This is a genomic window from Psychrobacter sp. TB20-MNA-CIBAN-0197, assembly GCF_040309765.1.
Lineage (GTDB): Bacteria > Pseudomonadota > Gammaproteobacteria > Pseudomonadales > Moraxellaceae > Psychrobacter > Psychrobacter submarinus.
This window is the reverse complement of the sequence record NZ_JBEOPC010001047.1, coordinates 1-252: the sequence shown is the minus strand read 5'-3', so window position 1 is coordinate 252 and position 252 is coordinate 1. Positions and strand designations below refer to the sequence as shown.

1 protein-coding gene is annotated in these 252 nt (G+C 66.3%); it reads left to right on the top strand.

All coding sequences use genetic code 11. The features are described 5' to 3' along the window. A partial coding sequence (locus AAEY83_RS17100) for an ATP-binding protein (RefSeq protein ID WP_351061054.1) occupies positions 1–252 on the top strand: 252 nt, incomplete at both ends.

The window sequence follows — 252 nt, the reverse complement described above, 5'->3', positions numbered from 1 at the left end:
GGGTCAACTGCATCACTTGGCGCGTTACAGCCAGTTGCTGCTGGTGGTCATCGGCCCGCAAGGCAGCGGCAAGACCCTGCTGCGGCAGGCGCTGGTGGCCAGCACCAATAAACAATCGGTGCAGAGCGTGGTGGTTTCCGCCCGTGGCGCCGGTGATGCGGCCGGCGTGCTGCGCCAGGTGGCGCAGGCGCTGGATGTCGCTCAGGCCGAAGTCGGTGCGATTCTCGAGCAGGTGGTGCAACTGGGTCTGAC